This is a genomic window from Streptomyces sp. NPDC086787, assembly GCF_044745865.1.
In the GTDB taxonomy this organism is placed as follows: domain Bacteria; phylum Actinomycetota; class Actinomycetes; order Streptomycetales; family Streptomycetaceae; genus Streptomyces.
Genome location: NZ_JBIVBC010000008.1, coordinates 151,794 through 169,335, shown reverse-complemented (window position 1 = coordinate 169,335; position 17,542 = coordinate 151,794). Strand labels below are relative to the sequence as shown.

The window sequence follows — 17,542 nt, the reverse complement described above, 5'->3', positions numbered from 1 at the left end:
ATGGGTGAATCCATTCGCGAATTCCTTCCTGAGTTGAAAAAACATCACGGTATCTATGTGATGCAGCGAACCTATGAAGGAACCTGCGCGTTCCTTTCGGGGTACGAGGCAGGATCTGGCCGCTACACGCTAAGGGATTTCCATAGCTGGCTACTGCATCGCAAGAAGGGGCGGCCTGAGCTCTTCTGGCCGCTGCTCGTACTCTGTGAGGTTTACTGCGACGGTTCACTGCCGGACATCAGATACTTCACTCCTGAACAGGACGAACAGATGGTCACTGTGCTTTTCGACTTGCTGGAAGAGTTCTTCAGGGGGTAGAGGGGTCGGATACGGCTGCAAGCTGAGGGCCGTCGACTCAGGGTCGACCAATTGCGTTGCCGCCCCGCCGAACCGTACGTCGGCGGGGCGGCGTCGTGGACGTCACCGTGGACGACCCGCAGATGCCGCATGGACTGGTTGCCTCCGACAAAGGACTGACGGCAGCATCAGCCCTGTCCGGTGGGCGGCTCACCGATTAACATCCCGCATCCGGGCAGTACTCCAGTGTGGTCATCCCCGTCCATGACGTGAAGCCGGTGAGCCGCACCCCTTGGGTGACGTACGCGCTGATCGCCGCCAACGTGTTGGTCTTCCTGTCGACCCCCGGCATAGCCGACACCGTCGCGGGCGGCGGTGAGATGGTCCGGCTGTGCCGTCTGCACGCCTTCATGGACCAGTACGCGGCGATACCCAGAGAGTTGCTCCATCATCAGCTGCCGCAGCGGTGCCGACCGGGGAGATCGGGTTCGGTCCGATGCACTTGCTGTCTCAGCTGGTCCAGTCACTCAAGGGGGCGATGGCGCCGTAGAAGCGGCCCTGGTCGCACAGGGCGTCGATCTCGGCGTTGTCTTCCTCGCTCAGCTGTGCATCCAGCGCGACGCCGATGACGTGTCGGGCACGGGTCAATCGCCGAGCGACATCCCCGTCGGCAAAGAATTTTCCGACGGTGTACTCGTCGGCGGTTGCGGACGCCTGGCGGGATCCGAGTCGGTCGAGGGAGACGACGAACTCGTTCAGGTCCTGCAGTACCACGACGACCTCGCTGAGGGGCATGCGGATCTCTCGGAAGGACATGTCCATCAGCGGGCGGCACTCGCCCAACCGCTCCCTGAGCACCAACTACCTGCGCCCAGTCCGTCACCAGGACCTTCAACTGTTCCTACAGCCCCGCTGCCAACCCGCAGCACGCCAGGACCCTGAGGCTTCCTGGCATGCTGCGGGACAGCCCTTTAGGCGAGCAGTTTCCCGCGTTTGGCGAGCAGGAACTTCTTGAAGGCGGCCACCGGGGGTGTGTCCGGGTGGCCGTCCAGCCATGCCACGCCGATCTCCCGTACCGCCCGCGGTGCCGTGACCGTCAGTTCCACGACCCCCGGGCGGGGAAAGGGCGGCGGGGGCAGCAGGGCGACGCCGAGGCCCGCCGCGACCAGACCGCGCAGCGTCTCGGCCTCCTCGCCCTCGAAGGCGACCTTCGGCTTGAAGCCGGCCTCGCGGCACAGGTCGTCGGTGATGCGGCGCAGGCCGTAGCCGGGCTCCAGGGTGACGAAGGTTTCGTCGGCGGCCTCGGCGAGGCGGATGCGTCGGCGGCCGGACAGCGGATGGTCGGCCGGGACGACCAGGCGGAGCTTCTGCTCGTCCAGGCGCCGGGCAACCAGGTCGGGGGCGTCGGGGACGGGAGAGGTGAGACAGAGGTCCAACTCCCCTGTCCGCAGCCCGTCGAGCATCGCCTCTCCGTAGGTCTGGACGAGGCTGAAACGGACGCGCGGGTGGTCGGCCCGGAAGGCGTGGAGCAGTCCGGGCACCGTCTCCGCGCCCATCGTGTGCAGAAAGCCGAAGGCGACCTTGCCGGTGGCCGGGTCGGCGTCGGCACGTACCTCCTCGGCGGCCCGCTCGATCTCGGCGAGCGCGCGCTCGACCGAGGTGAGGAAGGTGCGGCCGGCCGGAGTCAGGGAGACGGTTCGGCCACGGCGGGCGAACAGGTCGACCCCCAGGTCCCGCTCCAGCCGGACCATGGCCCGCGACAGCGTCGACTGCGGCACCTGCGTCTCCTGCGCGGCCCGGGTGACGTGCTCGGTGCGGGCGACGGCGGCGAAGTGAGCGAGGCGCGGGGCGAGCACCCGCACCATCCGTGCCGTGTCTTGCGCGTCACTTGTGTCACCGGACTGTGACAGGCGTCCCTTTGGCCTCGGCTGATGCATCATGGGAACGATTATGGCCAGTCCGTGCATTGGACGGATGAGGGGCGCGTACGTAGCTTCGAAGCATGTCTCCCGCCAGTACCGGGGCGTCCGCGCAAACGGACGCCGTCACGACCGCATCCGCACCCGCTGCTCCTTCGGCTCCCTCCGCTCCCGACTCCCGGATGTCACCGGGCGACCCCGGCTACCGCCGGATGAGCCTCGCCCTCTTCCTCGCCGGAGTCGCGACCTTCGCCCTCCTTTACTCCACCCAGGCCCTGCTGCCGCTGATCTCCGGCGAGTTCGGAGTGACGGCGAGCGAGGCGAGCTGGACGGTGGCGGCGGCCACCGGCGGTCTGGCGCTGTTCGTCCTGCCGATGAGCGCGCTGTCGGAGCGCTTCGGCCGCCGTACGGTGATGACGGCCTCGCTGACGGTCGCGGTGGCGGTCGGACTGCTGGTCCCCTTCGCGCCGTCGCTCGGCACCCTGGTGGTGCTGCGGGCGGTGCAGGGCGCGGCGCTGGCCGGTCTCCCCGCGTCGGCGACGGCCTACCTGGCCGAGGAGGTCCGCCCGAAGGCCCTGATCACGGCGATCGGCCTGTTCGTGGCGGGCAACAGCGTCGGCGGGATGAGCGGCCGGGTGATCACCGGCTGGGTCGCACAGGAGTGGGGCTGGCGGATCGCCGTCGGCGTGATGGGCGTGGTCGCGGTCGCCTGCGCGGTGGCCTTCCGCCTGCTGCTGCCCGCGCCGCGGCACTTCACGGCGGGCTCGCTGCGCCCGCGCGTGCTGGCCCGCACGGTCCGCGATCACCTCTCCAACCCGTTGCTGTGCCGCCTGTACGCGATCGGCGCGCTGTTCATGACGGTGTTCGGCGGCGTGTACACGGTGATCGGCTACCGCCTTACGGAGGCGCCGTTCGGGCTGCCGCAGGGCATCGTCGGATCGATCTTCCTGGTGTACCTGGTGGGCACGGTGTCGGCGTCGACGGCCGGACGGCTGGTCGGCCGACTCGGCCGCCGTGGCTCGCTCTACCTCGCGGGCGGTACGACGACGGCGGGTCTGCTGCTCTCCCTGGCCGACTCCCTCCCGCTGGTCCTGCTGGGCCTGGTGCTGATCACGGCGGGCTTCTTCGCGGGTCACGCGGTGGCGTCCTCGGCGGTCAGCAAGACCGCGACGACCGGCCGCGCCCAGGCCTCCGCCCTCTACCAGTCCTCGTACTACATAGGTTCCAGCGTCGGCAGCACGGTCGGCGCGATGGCCTTCCACGCGGGCGGCTGGTCCGGGACGGTCTGCGTGGGCATGCTGGCGGTCCTCGGTGTCGTGACGATCACGGTGTTCGGCACCCGCGCGGCCCGGGTGGCGGCGCGACGGCAGCTGGTCGCCGCGCACTGAGGCCGCGCCTCCTCCTCGGCCTCGTCCTTCCTCGCCCGCCGTTCGTCGGGTTTCGCGTTCCGCCTTCTCCGGGGCCGCTGTCAGTGGGCTGCGGTAGCTTCCGAAGTGGTGGGACGCGAAGGCGTCTCGCGGGGACGACCGCAGGGGTGGGTGGACGGTGGGCAGCAGTATGGCGACGACAGACCTGGACGCCGCGCTGGAGACGTACCGCACCGAGCTGACGGGGTACTGCTACCGGATGCTCGGTTCCTCCTTCGAGGCCGAGGACGCGGTGCAGGACACTCTGGTGCGGGCGTGGCGGAGTCACGACAGGTTCGAGGGCCGGTCCAGCCTCCGCTCCTGGCTGTACCGGATCGCGACGAACGTCTGCCTGGACATGCTCGCGGCGGCCGGCAAGCGGGCGAGACCGGTCGATCTGTCGGAGTCGACGCCGCTGGCCCGGGCGGCGCTCTCCCCCCGCCCGGACAGCACCTGGCTGGAGCCGATGCCGGACGCGCGCGTGCTGCCCACGGTGGCCGACCCGGCGGAAGCCGCCGTCGCCAGGGAGTCCGTGCGCCTCGCCTTCATGGCGGCTCTCCAGCAGCTGCCGCCCAAGCAGCGGGCGGTGCTGATCCTGCGCGAGGTGCTGGCCTGGAGGGCGAGCGAGGTCGCCGAGCTGCTCGGCACCACGGTCGCCTCGGTCAACAGCGCGTTGCAGCGGGCGCGCGCGACGCTCGCGGACCGGGACGACAGGGGTGCCGGGGCAGCCGTGTCCGACCCCTTGGACGAGGAGCAGCAAAGGCTCCTGGACCGCTATGTGCGGGCCTTCGAGGGCTATGACATGGCGGCGCTGACGGCGCTGCTGCACGAGGACGCGGTCATGACGATGCCGCCGTTCGACCTCTGGCTGACCGGCCACGACGACATCACCGGCTTCATGACGACCCTGGGCTCCGCCTGCGCCGGATCCCGTCTGACACCGGTCCAGGTCAACGGGGTGCCCGGCTTCGCCCAGTACAAGCCGGACCCGGAGACCGGTGGCTTCACCGCCTGGGCGGTGCAGGTGCTGGAGATATCAGGAGGGCGGCTGACCGGGTTCCACTTCTTCCTGGACACCAAGCGCTGGTTCCCGCTGTTCGGGCTGCCCCTCCACCTCGAAGCGGAGTCCGACGAGGTCGAGCAGGGCAAGTAGCGCCGGGGTGGGGCTGCGCAACCGTATCCGCCCTCCGTCCCGGCGGGCGGTGAGCTGGAGCCGGGCGAGCAGGTCGACGTCCCCGAGCCCGGGTTGTCCGAGGCCTCCCACGTCGCACACGACGACCCGGGCCCCGGTGGCCCGCAACAGTGCCCGCACGGTGTCGCACCACCCCGGCACGTCGGCCCGGGCAACGGGGGTGGGCAGGGTGAGTACGGGAGGTGTCGTCGGGTCCACGTGCGGTAGACCGGGCGAGTGCGCCCGACTCATCGGACGCTCGGAACGGGACCGGCGGAGGTCCACCGGTCCCGTTCACCCGCAAGCTGGATCAGCAGGTCAGGCGATGCGCTCCAGCACCACCGGCGTGGTCGAGAACTCCGTGCCCGCGGCCGCGATGTCGTACGAGCCCTCGACCGCCTGAAGCGCGTACTCGAAGCGCTCCGGGGTGTCCGTGTGCAGGGTCAGCAGGGGCTGGCCCTCGGTGACCGTGTCGCCGGGCTTGGCGTGCATCTCGATGCCGGCGCCCGCCTGCACCGGGTCCTCCTTGCGGGCGCGGCCCGCGCCGAGGCGCCAGGCGCCGACGCCGATGTCGTAGGCGTCCAGGCGGGTCAGGACACCGGAGGACGGGGCCTTGATGACGTGCTGCTCCTTGGAGGTGGGCAGCACGGCGTCCGGGTCGCCGCCCTGGGCCGCGATCATGCGGCGCCAGACGTCCATGGCGGAGCCGTCGGCGAGGGCCTTGGCCGGGTCGGCGTCCTTCACCCCGGCCGCGTCGAGCATCTCGCGGGCGAGCGCGATGGTCAGCTCGACCACGTCGGCCGGGCCGCCGCCCGCCAGGACCTCGACCGACTCGCGGACCTCGAGGGCGTTGCCGGCCGTCAGGCCGAGCGGGGTCGACATGTCCGTGAGGAGGGCGACGGTCTTCACACCGTGGTCGGTACCGAGGCCGACCATGGTGGAGGCGAGCTCGCGCGCGTCCTCGATCGTCTTCATGAAGGCGCCGGAGCCGACCTTCACGTCCAGGACCAGGGAGCCGGTGCCCTCGGCGATCTTCTTCGACATGATCGAGGAGGCGATCAGCGGGATGGCCTCGACCGTGCCGGTGACGTCGCGCAGGGCGTACAGCTTCTTGTCGGCGGGGGCCAGGCCGTCGCCCGCCGCGCAGATCACCGCACCGGTGGTGTCGAGGACGTGCAGCATCTCCTCGTTGGAGAGCAGCGCCCGCCAGCCGGGGATGGACTCCAGCTTGTCCAGGGTGCCGCCGGTGTGGCCGAGGCCGCGGCCGGACAGCTGCGGGACGGCCGCGCCGCAGGCGGCGACGAGCGGCGCCAGCGGCAGCGTGATCTTGTCGCCGACACCGCCGGTGGAGTGCTTGTCGGCGGTCGGGCGGGACAGCGACGAGAAGTCCATGCGCTCGCCGGACGCGATCATCGCGGCGGTCCAGCGGGCGATCTCACGGCGGTTCATGCCGTTGAGCAGGATGGCCATCGCGAGCGACGACATCTGCTCGTCGGCGACCACGCCGCGCGTGTACGCGTCGATCACCCAGTCGATCTGCTCGTCGCTGAGCTCACCGCGGTCCCGCTTGGTGCGGATGACGGAGATGGCGTCCATGGCCATGGAGTGCGTTCCTTCCGGAAAAGTGAACACCGCGGCCCCTCCGGGCTCGGTCGGCTCGGAGGGGCCGCGGTGGAATTACTGGCTGAGATGCTCCGGGCCGAAGGCCTGGGGCAGCATCTCGGAGAGGGGCAGGACGCCCGCCGGCGTGTCCAGGAGCAGCTCCGGGCCACCGAACTCGTGGAGCAACTGCCGGCAGCGGCCGCACGGCACGAGCAGTCCGCCCTTGCCGTCCACGCAGGTGAAGTGGGTGAGCCTGCCGCCGCCGGTGCGCTGGAGCTCCGAGACCATCCCGCACTCGGCGCACAGGCCGAGGCCGTACGAGGCGTTCTCGACGTTGCAGCCGGTGACCGTGCGTCCGTCGTCCACCAGGGCCGCGACTCCGACCGGGAAGCCCGAGTACGGGGCGTACGCGTGGGACATCGCTTCGCGGGCCTCCGCGCGCAGTGCCTCCCAGTCGAAGTCGGCGGCCGTGGTCACTTGCCCTGTCCCTTCCGGTACGGCAGGCCGTCGGCCTTGGGCATTCGGAGGCTCTGCGCGGACAGCGAGAGCACCAGCAGGGTGACGATGTACGGGGTGGCGGAGACGAGCTGGCGCGGCACCTCGTCCGTGCCGGCGTACCAGAGGAACATCAGGGCCGAGATCACCACGGTGACGAGGGCCGGGACGTACTTCTTCTTCCAGGCGAGGTACGCCGCGCCGACCACCAGCAGGATGGCGAGGAGCAGGATCAGCGCGTGCACGTTCACCGTGCCGCCGCGCAGGTTGAGGCTGTCGGTGTAGCCGAACAGACCCGCGCCGAGGGCGAGGCCGCCCGGCATCCAGTTGCCGAAGATCATCGCGGCGAGACCGATGTAGCCGCGTCCGGCGGTCTGGCCGTCCAGGTACACGTTCGAGGCCACGATGGACAGGAACGCGCCGCCGAGGCCCGCGAAGCCGCCCGAGATGATCACGGCGATGTACTTGTACTTGTAGACGTTGACACCGAGGGACTCGGCCGCGACCGGGTTCTCACCGCAGGAGCGCAGGCGCAGGCCGAAGGAGGTGCGCCAGAGCACCCACCAGGTGGCCGGGACGAGGGCGACCGCGATGACGGTGAGCGGCGACAGGTCGGTGACCAGTCCGCCGAGCAGGCCCGCGATGTCCGAGACCACGAACCAGTGCTTCTGGTTGAGGGTGTTCAGCCAGTCGGAGAGGCCCGGGATGTCGAAACTGCCGAGCGAGTCGATCGGCGGGGACTGCTTGGAGGAGCCGCCCGCGGCCTCCTCGAAGGTGAACTTCGACAGGTAGCGGGTGACGCCCAGCGCCAGGATGTTGATCGCCACACCGGAGACGATGTGGTTGACGTTGAAGGTCACGGTGGCGATGGCGTGCAGCACGGCGCCGAGCGCACCCCCGACGATGCCGAAGACGACACCGGTCCACGGGCCCCACTGGTAGCCGGCCCAGGCACCGAACCAGGTGCCGAGGATCATCATGCCCTCAAGACCGATGTTGACGACGCCGGAACGCTCGGACCACAGGCCGCCGAGGCCCGCGAGGCCGATCGGCACCGCGAGACGCAGGGCCGTGGACATCTGGCCCGTCGAGGTGATGCCGTCCGCGCCGGTGATCAGACGGACGATCGAGGTCAGCACCAGGACGCCCGCGATGATCAGCAGGAGTACCGGAAGCGAGATGCGGCGGCCGCCCTTGCCGGGCTGCTTCGCCTTGGGCTTGGCGATGGTCGCGGTCGACATCAGGCCGCCACCTCCTTCTTGGTGTTCTTGGCGGCGGCGGCCAGCTCGGCGCCGACCCGGCTCTGCTGGCGGCGCAGACCCCACTGGCGCACGAACTCGTACGAGATGACGACCGCGAAGACGATCAGGCCCTGCATGATCGTGGCGATCTCCTTCGGGTACGCCTCCGGGGTCGCGTAGTCGAGGGCGGGCGAGGCCTTGTCGAGGAAGGCCCACAGGAGCGCGGCGAAGGCGATGCCGCCGGGGTTGTTGCGGCCGAGCAGGGCGATGCCGATGGCGGTGAAGCCGAGGCCGGCCGGGAAGTTCAGGCTGTAGGTGTGGCTCTCGCCGAGCAGCAGCGGCAGGCCGGACAGACCGGCGATCGCGCCCGAGATCAGCATGGAGATCAGCACCATGCGCTTGGCGCTGACGCCGGAGGCCGCGGCGGCGGTCTCGGAGGCACCGGTGGCGCGCAGGTCGAAGCCGAACCGGGTGCGGTTGAGGACCACCCAGTAGCCCACACCGAGCAGGACCGCGAGGAAGACGAGGCCGTAGATCTCACCGGCGTCGGCACCCATGCCGATGCCCGGGATCCAGCCGGACTCCTTCATGACGCCGGTCGTCGGGTTGTTGCCGATGTTCACGCCCCACACGCTGGTGAGGGTGACGTAGCCGATGACGCTGCTGGCGATGGCGTTCAGCATGATCGTCGCGACGACCTCGCTGACGCCCCGGGTGACCTTCAGGACACCGGCGATGCCGGCCCAGAAGGCGCCGGTACACATGGCGACCACCAGCAGCAGCGGCACCTGGAGGAAGCTCGGCAGCGCCACATGGGCGCCGACGACGGCGGTCATCACCGCGGCGAGGCGGTACTGGCCGTCGACGCCGATGTTGAACAGGTTCATGCGGAAGCCGAGGGCGACCGCGATGGCGGCGATGTAGTACAGGGACGCCTGGTTGATGATCAGAACCTGCACGTCCGAGAACGGCAGCTGCTTCAGCATCAGCGTGTACGGCTCGATCGGGTTCTTGCCCGAGGCGAGCAGGACGCCCGAGGTCAGTGCGATCGCCAGGACGAGCGCGAGGGCCGGTCCGGCCACCGCGAGGAGCACGCGCTCCTTGTCGAACTTCTTCATCGGGCCTCGTCCTCCGGACCGGCAGCTTCGTCGGTGGTTTCCACGTGTTCCAGGTGGCCGGACGCGGCGCCCGTCATGGCCGAGCCCAGCTCTTCCGGGGTGATCGTGCAGGGGTCGGCGTCCGCGACCAGCCTGCCGTCGTAGATCACGCGCAGGGTGTCCGACAGGCCGATCAGCTCGTCCAGGTCGGCGGAGATCAGCAGCACGGCCAGACCCTCGCGACGAGCCTCCCGGATGCGGTCCCAGATCTGCGCCTGAGCGCCGACGTCCACACCGCGGGTGGGGTGGGCGGCGATCAGGAACTTCGGGTCGTGACTCATCTCGCGGCCGACGATCAGCTTCTGCTGGTTGCCGCCGGACAGGGAGGCCGCGGTGACGTCGATGCCGGGAGTGCGGACGTCGTACTCCTGGACGATCCGGCGCGTGTCGGCCTGGGCGCCCTTGGGGTTCAGCCAGAAGCCCTTGGCGTTGGGCTTCTCGGTGACGTGGCCGAGCATGCGGTTCTCCCACAGCGGGGCCTCCAGGAGCAGGCCCTGGCGGTGGCGGTCCTCGGGGATGTAGCCGACGCCGGACTCGCGACGCTTGCGGGTGGACCAGGGGGTGACGTCCTCGCCCAGGAACACGATCTGGCCGGAGTCGGCGTTCTTGGTGCCGATCAGGGCGTCGATCAGCTCGGTCTGGCCGTTGCCCTCGACACCGGCGATGCCCATGACCTCGCCGGCGTGGATGGTGAAGGTGACGTCGTCCAGGACGCGCTTGGCGCCGCCCGCGGACGCGAACTCGGTGAGTCCCTCACCGGCGGGCTCGGCCTCGGTGCCCAGGGAGGCACCGCCGCTCGCGTAGACGGTGAGGTTCCTGACCTCCAGCACCGCGCGGTCGGTGACCGTCGACTCGGCGGTCTCCGGGGTGGGCAGCTCGCTGCCGACCATCAGCTCGGCGAGCTGACGCGGGGTGGTCTCGGCGGGGATCGCCGTACCCACGGTGGTGCCACGGCGGATGACGGTGATGTCGTCGGCCACCGACAGCACCTCGCCCAGCTTGTGCGAGATGAAGATGACGGAGAGGCCCTCGGCCTTGAGCTCACGCAGGTTGTCGAAGAGCGCGTCGACCTCCTGCGGGACGAGGACGGCGGTCGGCTCGTCGAGGATGAGGGTCGTGGCACCGCGGAAGAGAACCTTGAGGATCTCCACGCGCTGGCGGTCGGCGACGCCGAGGTCCTCGACCAGCACGTCCGGGCGCACGCCCAGGCCGTAGCGGTCGGAGATCTCCTTGATCTTCTTGCGGGCGCCGGCGCCGATGCCGTACAGCTTCTCGCTGCCCAGCACCACGTTCTCCAGCACGGTCAGGTTGTCGGCCAGCATGAAGTGCTGGTGGACCATGCCGATGCCGCGGGCGATCGCGTCGGCCGGGGACGAGAAGGCGACCTGCTCGCCGTCGATCGCGATGGTGCCCTCGTCCGGCTTCTGCATGCCGTAGAGGATCTTCATCAGGGTCGACTTGCCGGCACCGTTCTCACCGACGAGGGCGTGGACGGTGCCCTTGCGGACCGTCAGGTGGATGTCGTGGTTGGCTACGACTCCCGGGAACCGCTTCGTGATCCCCGCCAGCTCGACCGCGACTGTCGGCTCTGCGGTGAGCGGAGGGCTGCTGGACGCGTCGATGGCGCACTCTCCTTGGGAAAGGGGCCACTCTACGCGCGTAGCGCCCCTGCTTTAAATAGTGCCCGGACCTGACCGATCTCGATTCGCGCTGACTCGCACTGAATCAGACTCGACTCGATCCGTTCCGAGCATTCTGCCGCGTGAACCGGGCGCGGGGAGCAGATGCCCCCGCGCCCGGTTCCGTGGCCGTAACGCTGCCATCGCAGCGCCCGTTTGGCCATGCCTCCGGCGGGCCCACGACCATGAGGTCACCGGCCTATGACACTCCGGTCAGGAGGTCTTCACCTTGATGGAGCCGTCCTTGATGCCGTCCTCGGCCTTCTTGACCGCGGCCACCAGGGCGGCGTTGCTCTTGTAGGCCGGGTTGGAGTCGGCGATGCCGACACCGGTGGACTTGAGGTCGCCGCGGACCTCGCCGGACAGCGGCTTCTTGTCCTTGAGGACCGACTTCGACAGGTCGTACACCGCGCCCTCGACGTTCTTGAGCGCCGAGGTCAGGATGTAGTCCTTGTACTTCGCGAGCGGAGCCTGCTTGTACTGGTCCGAGTCAACGCCGATCGCCCACACCTTGTGCTCGGCGGCGGCCTTGATGACACCCTGGCCGGACAGACCGGCGGCGGCGTACACGACGTCGGCGCCGGAGTCGATCTGACCCTTGGCGGCGTTCTCACCCTTGTCCGGGCTGGAGAAGCCACCCTCCTGCGCCGTCTGCGTCAGGTACTGCTTCTCGACCTTGATCTTCGGGTTGACGGACTTGGCGCCCTGGACGAACCCGTCCTCGAACTTGTGGATCAGCGGGATGTCCACGCCGCCGATGAAGCCGATGTGGTTCTTCTTGGTGGCCTTGGCGGCCGCGACACCGGCGAGGTAGGAGGACTCCTCCTCGTGGAACACCATGTCGGCGACGTTCTTCGCCTGGATGGTGTTGTCGTCGATGATGCCGAAGGTGATCTTCGGGAACTTCGCGGCGACCGACTTGACGGCGGGGGCGTAGGAGTAGCCGACACCGATGATCGGGTTGTAGCCCTGCTTGGCCAGGGTCTCCAGGCGCTGCACCTTGTCGGCGTCGGACTCGCCGTCCTGCGGCTCGATGTCCCGGGCCGTGACGCCGAAGTCCTTCTCGGCCTTCTGGAGGCCCGCGAAGGCGGCGTCGTTGAAGGACTGGTCGCCCTTGCCGCCGACGTCGTACGCCAGACCGATGCCCTTCGAGCCGCCCTTCTCGGACGACGAGGACGAGCTGGACGACGAGCTGCCGCAGGCCGACACGGACAGGGCGAGGGCTGCGGTTGCAACGCCTGCAAAAGTTATACGAGACACCCGGCGCATGGAACTTGACTCCTTTGTGCAAGCGCCCAAACCAGGCGCTGGTTCCGCCGCAGCGTAACGCGCGTAGACGAGACGGAAAACCCCCAATGTCCGGTCCGTTATCTAGCTGTGGCCACACTCACTGAGGAAGGTTACGGACAGCAGTGCGCCCCTCGCGGGAGGCAAGGGGCGCACGGCCTGCAAGGGCCCGGCGGCGGTGCCGCCGGCACTGGATCACTGGGTCTTGATGGTGACCGTTCCGCCGGTGATGTCCTGCTTGGCCTTCTCGACGGCGGCGACGACGCCGGGGAGGGTCTTGTACTTCGGGTTGGAGTCGGCGATGCCGACGCCGCCGGACTTGAGGTCGCCGCGCACCTCACCACTGAGCGGCTTGCCGTCGACGACGGACTTGACCAGGTCGTAGACCGCGCCGCCGACGTTCTTCAGGGCCGAGGTCAGGATGTAGTCCTTGTACTTCGCCAGCGGGGCCTGGCCGTACTGGTCGGAGTCGACACCGATCGCCCACACCTTGTGCTCGGCGGCGGCCTTGATGACACCCTGGCCGGACAGGCCGGCGGCGGCGTACACGACGTCGGCGCCGGAGTCGATCTGACCCTTGGCGGCGTTCTCACCCTTGTCCGGGCTGGAGAAGCCACCCTCCTGCGCCGTCTGCGTCAGGTACTGCGACTCGATCTTGATCTTCGGGTTGACGGACTTGGCGCCCTGGACGAACCCGTCCTCGAACTTGTGGATCAGCGGGATGTCCACGCCGCCGATGAAGCCGACGTGGCCCTTCTTGGTGGCCTTGGCCGCGGCGACGCCCGCCAGGTACGACGACTGCTCCTCGTGGAACACCATGTCGGCGACGTTCTTCGCCTGGATGGTGTTGTCGTCGATGATGCCGAAGGTGATCTTCGGGAACTTGGCCGAGACTTCCTTGACCGCGGGGGCGTAGGAGTAGCCGACACCGATGATCGGGTTGTAGCCCGCCTTGGCGAGCGTCGTCAGTCGCTGCACCTTGTCGGCGTCGGACTCGCCGTCCTGCGGCTCGATGTCCCGGCCGCCGATCTTGAACTCCTTCTCGGCCTTCTCGAAGCCGGCGTAGGCGGCGTCGTTGAAGGACTGGTCGCCCTTGCCGCCGATGTCGTAGGCGAGGCCGATGCCCTTGCCGGAGTACTTGCCGTCCTGCGAGTCCCCGCCGCCGGAGTCGGTGCTGGACTTGCCGCAACCGGCGGCCGCGAGAGCGACGACCGCGACGGTCACCGCAGCTTGGGAGAGTCTCGTCCTCCGAGAGTTCATACGCACAGCAAGCACCCCTTCATCCCCACGGCGCCGAGACGGCCCCGCCTTCCCCAATGGCCCGCCAGTGCTGGCGATTCGGCGCACAGTAACGCGCGTAGAAGGGGAGGGGAACGGGATTGCTCCCGGCCGTTATCGATTCGTGCCGACTCCACGTCGGACGCGGGTCCCGTGGGTTACCTCAGGGTGACACGAACGGACGAAAGGGGGCAAAAGGGATGTTTTGGCGGCGGGCGGTGTCTCTACTGCGCGGCGTCCAGCAGGACAGCGGCCGTGAACAGTTCCACACCCACGGTGATGGCGCGCTCGTCCGCGTCGAAGTCGCCCTGATGCAGGTCGCGCACGGTGCGCTCGCCGGGTGTGCGGACGCCGAGCCGGGCCAGGGCGCCCGGGACGTGCTCCAGGTACCAGGAGAAGTCCTCCCCGCCGAGGCTCTGTTCGGTCCCCTCGACGGAGTCCGCGCCGCGCCGGGCGGTCATGGCGTCGCGCAGCAGCTCGGTGACGTCGGGGTCGTTGACCACCGGCGGGACGCCCCGCACGTAGTTGATCTCGGACTTCGCCCGGTGCATGGTCGCGACCTCGTCGATCGCCGCGTGGACGATGTCGGGCGCCTGCCGCCAGGCCTCGATGTCCAGGCAGCGCACGGTCCCGGACAGCTCGGCGTGCTGCGGGACCACGTTCGGCGCGTGCCCCGACTCGATCCGGCCCCAGGTCAGGGCGAGCCCGCTGCGGGTGTCCACCCGGCGGGCGACCAGCGCGGGCACGTCGATGGCGACCCGGGCGGCGGCGGTGACGAGGTCGGTGGTCAGGTGGGGGCGGGCGGTGTGGCCGCCGGGGCCGTCCAGCGCGACCTCCAGGCGGTCGCAGGCGCTGGTGATGGGACCGGGCCGCAGCCCGACCCTCCCGACCTCGACCCGGGGGTCGCAGTGCACGGCGACGATCCGCCGCACCCCGTCCAGCACCCCGTCCTCGATGGCGTCGGCGGCACCGCCGGGCAGCACCTCCTCGGCGGGCTGGAAGACCAGCCGCACGGGCTGGGGCAGCAGTCCCCGCCGGTGCAGCTCGGCCAGGACCAGCCCGGCGCCCAGCACCACCGTGGTGTGCACGTCGTGGCCGCAGGCGTGCGCCCGGTCGGGCACGGTGGACCGGTAGGAGCACTCGCTCTTGGTGTCGGGGATGGGCAGGGCGTCGATGTCGGCCCGCAGCGCGAAGATTCCCCGGTCGTCGCCCGCCGTACCGTCCACGCCGATGTCACAGACGAGCCCGGTTCCGACGGCGAGCACGCGGGGCGCGAGCCCGGCCCGCTCCAGCCGCTCCTTGATCGCGGCGGTCGTACGGAACTCCTGGTTGCCCAGCTCGGGGTGCATGTGCAAGTCGCGCCGGAACGACACGAGTTCGGCGTGCAGCTCCTCGTTCAGCGCGCCGGGAAGCGCACCCCCGGACAGTTCGGCCTCGGACTCTGGCGACATCAGTTGGTTCACCCTCTGAAGGGTAGGACGCCCGGACGGTCAACTGCCCGTCGATCAACAAAAGTTCAACCCGTTAGGGGAAGAAAATCTGACCACCGGACGCATGGCTGTCGATGGAGGTGGGTAAACTCGCCCGACTTCCGACCAAGTCGATCACGAAATCGGGACAAGCGCGACCGCTGCGCACCAAGAGGCCCGCACGGCCCGACGCTCCCCCGGTATCGTGCGCCGTCGTGACCGACCCGGAGTTCCTTCAGGCCACCCGCTCCTCCTACGATGCCATCGCCCGGGAGTACACGGACCGCCACCCGGACGGGCTCGCGGACAGTCCCGTGGACCGCGCCATGCTCGCCTCCTTCGCCGAACTGGCGAAGGACGCCTCCCCCGCGCCCGTGGCCGACCTGGGCAGCGGCCCCGGACACGTCACCGCCCGCCTGCACGACCTGGGCGTGCCCGTGTTCGGCGTCGACCTCTCCCCCGGGATGGTGGCCCTGGCCCGCGAGGCCCACCCGCACCTGCGCTTCCACGTCGGCTCGATGACGTCCCTGGACCTTCCGGACGAGACACTGTCCGGGATCGTCGCGCTCTACTCGCTCATCCATGTGCCGGACGACCACCTGCCGGCGACCTTCGCCGGGTTCCACCGTGTCCTGGCCCCCGGGGGCCATGTGCTGCTGGCCTTCCAGACGGGTGAACGGGGCGGACTGCACCTGACCGAACGCTTCGGCCACGAGATCGACCTCGCCTACCACTGGCGACCCGCCCACGCGGTCGGCGCCCTCCTGGCCGAGGCGGGTCTGGAGATCCGGGCGACGCTGCTGCGCGAGCCCCTGGAGGACGAGAAGCGCCCGCGGGCCTTCGTACTGGCCCGCAGGCGGGGCCGCTGACGGTGGACGGTGACGGCTAGCGTCCCTCGGTGCCGTCTCCGGGCGGGGGTGTCCCGGGCTTCGTGTAGAGGACTTCGCGGGCCTGTTCCGCGGCGCGGACGATGCTCTCGGAGACGAAGTCGAGGAAGCGGGCGATGCTTTCGAGGCGGGTGGCGGCCGGGCTGTCGGGGCCGAGGACGCCGACGCCCTGCCGTGCGGTCTCGACCAGCCGGTTGTTGGCGTGGACGCTGGCGATCATCGACTGGTACCAGACGTCGTCGTCGACCACGTAGCGGTCACGGCGGCCTTCGTCGCGTTCGCGGCGGACGAGGCTCTGGCCCTCCAGGAACGCGATCGCCTTGGAGACGGAGGCGGGGCTGACCTGTAGGCGCTGGACGAGTTCGGACGCGGTGAGGCTGCCCGCGTCGGTGGTGTAGAGGCAGACCAGCACCCGGGCCATCATCCGGGGCAGGCCCGACTGCATGAGGACGGTGGTGAACACCTCCTCGTACTCGCGCACGGCCTCGACGTCACGGCCGTGCACCTGCCCGCTCTCCGCCGACCCCTGGGGCGCGGTCTGCCTGCGCCGGTGGGCGCGGTGTTCGGTGGCGCGGTGCGCGAGTTCGGCCCGGTAGGCCGTTGGGCCGCCGTTGCGCATGACCTCGCGCGTGACGGTCGAGGTCGGACGGTCGAGTCGCCTGGCGATCTCCGCGTAGGCGTGGCCGTCGGCCAGCCCGAGCGCGATCTGCTGGCGTTCCTGCTGGGTGAGTCTGCCTCCCGGCATCGCGGGTCCCCTTCGTCGTCCCTGGTGCCCCCAGCATAGCGTTCACCTTCAATCCATTGCAACGCACCTAGGATCCACCGTTGCGTTAGGCTCGAAGCCATTGCAACAAAATACCTGCATTGACCTGCATGAATGACATTCGTACGCAACAAGCTCGTTGCCAGACTCGTGAACGCAACGTAGCGTTTCTTATGTCGGAAACACAGACGGACCAAGGAGCACACCATGCAGAAGTTCCACACCCCCGCCCCCGTCGCGGCCGTCCTCGACATCCCCGCGGGACGCATCCGGTTCATCGCCGCCGACCGCGCCGACACCACCGTCGAGATCCTGCCCGCGGACGCCTCCAAGAGCCGCGACGTGAAGGCGGCGGAGCAGACCGAGGTCGCCTACGGTGACGGCGTTCTGCGGATCGAGATCCCCGCGGCGAAGAACCGGTTCCTCGGCGCCTCCGGGTCCGTCGAGGTGACCGTCCAGCTGCCCGCCGGCTCCCGCGTCGAGGCGAAGGCGGCCAGTGCCGAACTCCGGGGCGTGGGACGGCTCGGCGACGTCGTCTTCGAGGGGGCGCACGGTTCGGTCAAGCTGGACGAGACCGCGAGCGCCCGCCTCACCCTTCTCGCCGGTGACGTCTCGGTCGGCCGCCTGGGCGGCCCCGCGGAGATCAGCACCCAGAAGGGCGACATCCACGTCACCGAGGCCATGCGCGGCACCGTCACCCTGCGCACCGAGCACGGCGACATCTCGGCCGGTGCCGCCCGCGGAGTCTCCGCGTCGCTGGACGCCGGCACCTCCTACGGCCGGATCCACAACGCGCTCGCCAACACCGACGGCGCCGACGCCGGCCTGAACATCCACGCGACCACCGCCTACGGCGACATCACCGCCCGCAGCCTGTGAACCTTTCGAGAA

The 17,542-nt window shown here is 69.5% G+C and carries 17 protein-coding genes and 1 pseudogene; 6 read left to right on the top strand and 12 right to left on the bottom strand.

The genetic code is table 11. The features are described 5' to 3' along the window. Together ACIPK3_RS20880 and ACIPK3_RS20875 are read left to right on the top strand one after the other, a co-directional pair. Window positions 1–318, top strand: coding sequence for a hypothetical protein (locus tag ACIPK3_RS20880; protein WP_402571666.1), 318 nt, complete (start codon window positions 1–3; stop codon window positions 316–318). Between the two features lie 227 nt (window positions 319–545). Continuing rightward, a pseudogene (locus tag ACIPK3_RS20875) lies at window positions 546–793 on the top strand (rhomboid family intramembrane serine protease); the annotation flags it as partial. 14 nt (window positions 794–807) lie between these two features. Here ACIPK3_RS20875 and ACIPK3_RS20870 read toward each other — a convergent pair. Together ACIPK3_RS20870 and ACIPK3_RS20865 are read right to left on the bottom strand one after the other, a co-directional pair. Then, window positions 808–1,092: a hypothetical protein gene (locus ACIPK3_RS20870; protein WP_402571664.1), complete on the bottom strand. Its 285-nt coding sequence runs from the start codon at window positions 1,090–1,092 to the stop codon at window positions 808–810. A gap of 176 nt (window positions 1,093–1,268) precedes the next feature. Beyond that, complete coding sequence (locus ACIPK3_RS20865) at window positions 1,269–2,237, bottom strand: LysR family transcriptional regulator (protein ID WP_402571662.1); 969 nt, start codon at window positions 2,235–2,237, stop codon at window positions 1,269–1,271. Window positions 2,238–2,299: 62 nt separating this feature from the next. On the opposite strand from ACIPK3_RS20865, the gene ACIPK3_RS20860 reads away from it, so the two are divergent. Together ACIPK3_RS20860 and ACIPK3_RS20855 are read left to right on the top strand one after the other, a co-directional pair. After that, window positions 2,300–3,604 (top strand): MFS transporter, encoded by a 1,305-nt coding sequence (locus tag ACIPK3_RS20860; protein ID WP_402571661.1) that lies wholly within the window; start codon window positions 2,300–2,302, stop codon window positions 3,602–3,604. A 169-nt stretch (window positions 3,605–3,773) separates the two neighbouring features. Further along, on the top strand, window positions 3,774–4,775 hold the full coding sequence (locus ACIPK3_RS20855; protein ID WP_402571659.1) for a sigma-70 family RNA polymerase sigma factor: 1,002 nt from the start codon (window positions 3,774–3,776) through the stop codon (window positions 4,773–4,775). On the opposite strand, the gene ACIPK3_RS20850 is transcribed toward ACIPK3_RS20855, so the two are convergent. The 9 genes from ACIPK3_RS20850 to ACIPK3_RS20810 form a co-directional block, all read right to left on the bottom strand. Then, the gene (locus tag ACIPK3_RS20850) at window positions 4,659–5,045 is read right to left on the bottom strand and encodes an STAS domain-containing protein (RefSeq protein WP_402571657.1); all 387 of its coding nucleotides are present in this window, start codon (window positions 5,043–5,045) and stop codon (window positions 4,659–4,661) included. The two genes, ACIPK3_RS20855 and ACIPK3_RS20850, sit on opposite strands and share 117 nt — an antisense overlap. A 66-nt stretch (window positions 5,046–5,111) precedes the next feature. Further along, a complete protein-coding gene (locus ACIPK3_RS20845) occupies window positions 5,112–6,389 on the bottom strand; it encodes a thymidine phosphorylase (protein ID WP_402571872.1) in 1,278 nt (425 codons plus the stop codon). Between the two features lie 81 nt (window positions 6,390–6,470). Then, window positions 6,471–6,872, bottom strand: a complete 402-nt coding sequence (locus ACIPK3_RS20840; RefSeq protein ID WP_402571656.1) for a cytidine deaminase — start codon at window positions 6,870–6,872, stop codon at window positions 6,471–6,473. Next, the gene (locus tag ACIPK3_RS20835) at window positions 6,869–8,131 is read right to left on the bottom strand and encodes an ABC transporter permease (protein WP_402571654.1); all 1,263 of its coding nucleotides are present in this window, start codon (window positions 8,129–8,131) and stop codon (window positions 6,869–6,871) included. Before ACIPK3_RS20835 ends, ACIPK3_RS20840 begins: the two co-directional genes overlap by 4 nt. Then, a complete protein-coding gene (locus ACIPK3_RS20830) occupies window positions 8,131–9,249 on the bottom strand; it encodes an ABC transporter permease (protein WP_402571652.1) in 1,119 nt (372 codons plus the stop codon). Before ACIPK3_RS20830 ends, ACIPK3_RS20835 begins: the two co-directional genes overlap by 1 nt. Then, window positions 9,246–10,910: an ABC transporter ATP-binding protein gene (locus ACIPK3_RS20825; protein WP_402571870.1), complete on the bottom strand. Its 1,665-nt coding sequence runs from the start codon at window positions 10,908–10,910 to the stop codon at window positions 9,246–9,248. The genes ACIPK3_RS20830 and ACIPK3_RS20825 overlap by 4 nt, the downstream gene beginning before the upstream one ends. A gap of 270 nt (window positions 10,911–11,180) precedes the next feature. Then, on the bottom strand, window positions 11,181–12,236 hold the full coding sequence (locus ACIPK3_RS20820; protein ID WP_402571651.1) for a BMP family protein: 1,056 nt from the start codon (window positions 12,234–12,236) through the stop codon (window positions 11,181–11,183). Between the two features lie 213 nt (window positions 12,237–12,449). After that, window positions 12,450–13,478, bottom strand: coding sequence for a BMP family protein (locus ACIPK3_RS20815; protein ID WP_402571649.1), 1,029 nt, complete (start codon window positions 13,476–13,478; stop codon window positions 12,450–12,452). A 278-nt stretch (window positions 13,479–13,756) separates the two neighbouring features. Beyond that, the gene (locus ACIPK3_RS20810) at window positions 13,757–14,983 is read right to left on the bottom strand and encodes an amidohydrolase (RefSeq protein WP_402571647.1); all 1,227 of its coding nucleotides are present in this window, start codon (window positions 14,981–14,983) and stop codon (window positions 13,757–13,759) included. A 233-nt stretch (window positions 14,984–15,216) separates the two neighbouring features. Here ACIPK3_RS20810 and ACIPK3_RS20805 point away from each other — a divergent pair, with 233 nt between their 5' ends. Further along, complete coding sequence (locus ACIPK3_RS20805; protein ID WP_402571645.1) at window positions 15,217–15,870, top strand: class I SAM-dependent DNA methyltransferase; 654 nt, start codon at window positions 15,217–15,219, stop codon at window positions 15,868–15,870. Window positions 15,871–15,886: 16 nt separating this feature from the next. Here ACIPK3_RS20805 and ACIPK3_RS20800 read toward each other — a convergent pair whose 3' ends face one another. Further along, window positions 15,887–16,633, bottom strand: a complete 747-nt coding sequence (locus tag ACIPK3_RS20800) for a helix-turn-helix domain-containing protein (RefSeq protein WP_402571643.1) — start codon at window positions 16,631–16,633, stop codon at window positions 15,887–15,889. Window positions 16,634–16,858: 225 nt separating this feature from the next. Between ACIPK3_RS20800 and ACIPK3_RS20795 the strand changes: the two genes are divergently transcribed. Further along, a complete protein-coding gene (locus ACIPK3_RS20795) occupies window positions 16,859–17,530 on the top strand; it encodes a DUF4097 family beta strand repeat-containing protein (protein ID WP_402571641.1) in 672 nt (223 codons plus the stop codon). Window positions 17,531–17,542: the final 12 nt, after the last annotated feature.

What these genes read in the sequence shown, in the direction of transcription:
- ACIPK3_RS20880 (WP_402571666.1), top strand. Translation starts at nt 1, where the DNA reads ATGGGTGAATCCATTCGCGAATTCCTTCCTGAGTTGAAAAAACATCAC.
- ACIPK3_RS20870 (WP_402571664.1), bottom strand. Translation starts at nt 1,092, where the DNA reads ATGCCCCTCAGCGAGGTCGTCGTGGTACTGCAGGACCTGAACGAGTTC.
- ACIPK3_RS20865 (WP_402571662.1), bottom strand. Translation starts at nt 2,237, where the DNA reads ATGATGCATCAGCCGAGGCCAAAGGGACGCCTGTCACAGTCCGGTGAC.
- ACIPK3_RS20860 (WP_402571661.1), top strand. Translation starts at nt 2,300, where the DNA reads ATGTCTCCCGCCAGTACCGGGGCGTCCGCGCAAACGGACGCCGTCACG.
- ACIPK3_RS20855 (WP_402571659.1), top strand. Translation starts at nt 3,774, where the DNA reads ATGGCGACGACAGACCTGGACGCCGCGCTGGAGACGTACCGCACCGAG.
- ACIPK3_RS20850 (WP_402571657.1), bottom strand. Translation starts at nt 5,045, where the DNA reads ATGAGTCGGGCGCACTCGCCCGGTCTACCGCACGTGGACCCGACGACA.
- ACIPK3_RS20845 (WP_402571872.1), bottom strand. Translation starts at nt 6,389, where the DNA reads ATGGACGCCATCTCCGTCATCCGCACCAAGCGGGACCGCGGTGAGCTC.
- ACIPK3_RS20835 (WP_402571654.1), bottom strand. Translation starts at nt 8,131, where the DNA reads ATGTCGACCGCGACCATCGCCAAGCCCAAGGCGAAGCAGCCCGGCAAG.
- ACIPK3_RS20830 (WP_402571652.1), bottom strand. Translation starts at nt 9,249, where the DNA reads ATGAAGAAGTTCGACAAGGAGCGCGTGCTCCTCGCGGTGGCCGGACCG.
- ACIPK3_RS20820 (WP_402571651.1), bottom strand. Translation starts at nt 12,236, where the DNA reads ATGCGCCGGGTGTCTCGTATAACTTTTGCAGGCGTTGCAACCGCAGCC.
- ACIPK3_RS20810 (WP_402571647.1), bottom strand. Translation starts at nt 14,983, where the DNA reads ATGTCGCCAGAGTCCGAGGCCGAACTGTCCGGGGGTGCGCTTCCCGGC.
- ACIPK3_RS20800 (WP_402571643.1), bottom strand. Translation starts at nt 16,633, where the DNA reads ATGCCGGGAGGCAGACTCACCCAGCAGGAACGCCAGCAGATCGCGCTC.
- ACIPK3_RS20795 (WP_402571641.1), top strand. Translation starts at nt 16,859, where the DNA reads ATGCAGAAGTTCCACACCCCCGCCCCCGTCGCGGCCGTCCTCGACATC.